The following is a 2,742-nucleotide window of genomic DNA, read 5'->3' on the forward strand; positions in this document are numbered from 1 at the left end:
GGTCAAATCTCAGGAGAACTACGGTCACTCCGCGGCCGACACCAAGGGCGCACTCGCGGCTCTGACGCTGGCCACGCAGGACCCGAAGAAGGCCCTCGAGGACATGACCGTGGTCGCCAACCTGGCGGCGCAGAAGCACGAGTCGCTGACCGAGGCCGCGGGCCAGGTCGCGAAGGTCTACGGCGGCGCGGGCAAGGTGCTCAAGCAGTACGGCATCACGCTCGACTCGACCACTAAGCAGGCCGCCGCTCTCAAGACGGCCGAGACCCAGCACCAGGCCGCGATCACCACGCTGGCGACGGCTCAGAAGAAGCTGTCCGACCTCGAGGCGATCGACAGCACCAAGAAGAAGCTCTCGACCGCTGACGAACTGAAGCTGCGCGACGCGCGCAACGCCGTCACGGTCGCGTCGGACAACCTCAAGGCCAAGACGGAGAAGCTCACCGTGGCGCAGGCCGGTTCCAAGACTGCGACGCAGAACGCCGACGTCGCCCTCGGTCAGCTCGGCAAGCGTCTCGATGGGCAGGCTTCGGCCTCGGTCGACAACTGGGCCGGCAAGCTCAAGGTCGCGCGCACGAAACTGTCGGATTGGACCGCGGAGTTCGGGCAGAAGTTCGGCCCGGCGCTGACCGCGACCGGCCCGGTACTGATGGCCGCGGGCATGGCCCTGGACCTGTACCGGGGGCACGCCGAGAAGGTCAAGGAGGCGGCCCAGGCGGTCGCTGATCAGGAGCGGGCGACCGCAGCCGCGACCGCGACCTCGGCCACCGATCAGGAGGTCTCGCTCGGCGCTACCGCGGCCGCGGCCGAGACTGCCTCGGCGACGGCGATCACCGCAGATGACGAGGCCTCGGCCTCGACTGCGAACCTGGCCATGAACGTCCAGGACTCGGCCGGCCAGCAGTTGACCGCCTTCGACCTGGTCGGCGCCGGCGCGCAGGCAGCGTCGCAAACCGCGATCGACGCCGACGACGCGGCAGAGGCCTCGACCACCAACCTCGCACTATCGGTCACGGCATCCAAGGACGCGCAGGTGATCGCCTTCCGCGAGACCGCGGCCGCCGCTGTCAGCGCATCCGAGGTAGAGACGGGCGCGGCCCGGGAAGCCGGCGCCGCCTCGAGCCTGTCGTTGGGCCCGATCGGCATCGCGGTCGGTGTCATCGGCGGCGGTCTGCTGCTGGCCGCGCAGCACTTCCATCTGTTCGGTGACGGGGCCAAGAATCAGATACAGCCTGTTGCGGATCTGACGGCGGCCATCATGGCCGACAGCGACGCCATGAAGACGAACACCCGCACCGCTATCTCCAAGCACCTCTCGGACACCGACGCCTACAACGACGCCCTGGTGCTCGGTGTGGGGCAGACGAAGTTGACCGACGCCTTCCAGACCGGCGGCGCTGCGCTTGAAGACGTGCGGCAAAGGGTCAACGCCGCCATCACCGCCTACGACAACGCGACGAAGACGACCCGGACCTGGGATTCGGCGACCAACTCGTGGGTTACGTCCACCGGTCACGCCACGACCGCGCAGAAGAACGCCAACACGGCGGCGCTCGCGCTGGCCCGCAGCCTCCCGACGTTGCAGGGCCAGCTGTCGCTGTCCAAGACGCAGGCGGACAACATGACCAAGGGCGTCGGGGCCAGCGCCACACAGGTCGCCACCCTGGCCAGCAACATCAAGAAGATTCCGCAGCTCAAGGGCACGAAGGTCACGGTCGATGACTACGACGCGGTATCCAAGATCGCGGACTACTACAAGACGATCAACGCGATCCCGCACTACTACCAGACGATGCTGCAGCTGAACGTCCAGACCAGCTCCAACAAGAAGGCTGCGGGGTCGGCGTTCGCAGCGGGCGGCATGCCCGACGACGGCGTGTTCACGGTCGGCGAAGAGGGCACCGAGATCATGGAGAAGCACGGCGCTTACCTCAAGGTCATCTCCAGCCCGCAAGCGCACCACGTGCTGGCTGGCGGCGGGGCCGGCTCGGGCTCTGGTGGCAACGCAACGAGCGGCGATGTCGCTCACTTCACGATCATCCACCAGCTCGATGCGCACACCGTGCACAAGTCCCTGCTGACACTCAAGCGCCAGCAGGGCGGCCGCCTCGAGCTGATCGACGGATGAAGCTCGACCCAGACCTCGGCGACATCCGGGTGGAGATCGCGTTCCCCACCAAGCCCGACGACCCGAACCCTGCTTTCATCGACATCAGCGACGACGTCAACGCGCCGGCGGGTATCAACATCACGCACGGTCGCGGCGACGAATACTCCAAGGCCCAGACCGGCATGTGCAAGCTGACCCTGGACAACACCAGGGGCAACTACACCGTCGGCTACACGCTGTCGCCCTACTACCCGAACGTGAAGATCCGCAAGAAGCTGCGGACGACCTTCCGGCCGCGCGGCGTCACCGGCAACTTCTACTCGGCCGAGGATGCGACCTTCGAGGGCGGCACGACCGGGACGTGGACCGGCTCGTTCCAGTCGATCGCCAACTCCGCCACGCACCCGCATTCGGGTACCAAGGGCCTGCTGATCACCTGGGCGACGGCGGCCAACCAGTTCGCCAACCCCGTGCGATTCACGGGTCTCGTTGTCGGCCGCACGTATACCGCCTACAGCTGGGTGTGGGTGCCGACTGCTTCGCCTGACGTCCTGCTCAGCGTTCTCGACGGAGGCGGCGCGATAACACTGGCGACCGGTACGCCGACGGCCACCAAGAACGCGCCGGCGCAG

The 2,742-nt window shown here is 67.1% G+C and carries 2 protein-coding genes; both read left to right on the forward strand.

All coding sequences use genetic code 11. The features are described 5' to 3' along the window. Positions 1-2,128, forward strand: a 2,128-nt coding sequence (locus VGH54_RS25910) for a hypothetical protein (protein ID WP_331514995.1), incomplete at its 5' end; no start/stop codon positions are given. Beyond that, on the forward strand, positions 2,125-2,742 hold a 618-nt coding region (locus VGH54_RS25915), incomplete at its 3' end, for a carbohydrate binding domain-containing protein (RefSeq protein ID WP_331514996.1). The genes VGH54_RS25910 and VGH54_RS25915, both read left to right, overlap by 4 nt.

Origin of the sequence: Mycobacterium sp. (assembly GCF_036488105.1) — a bacterium.
Classification (GTDB): Bacteria; Actinomycetota; Actinomycetes; order Mycobacteriales; family Mycobacteriaceae; genus Mycobacterium.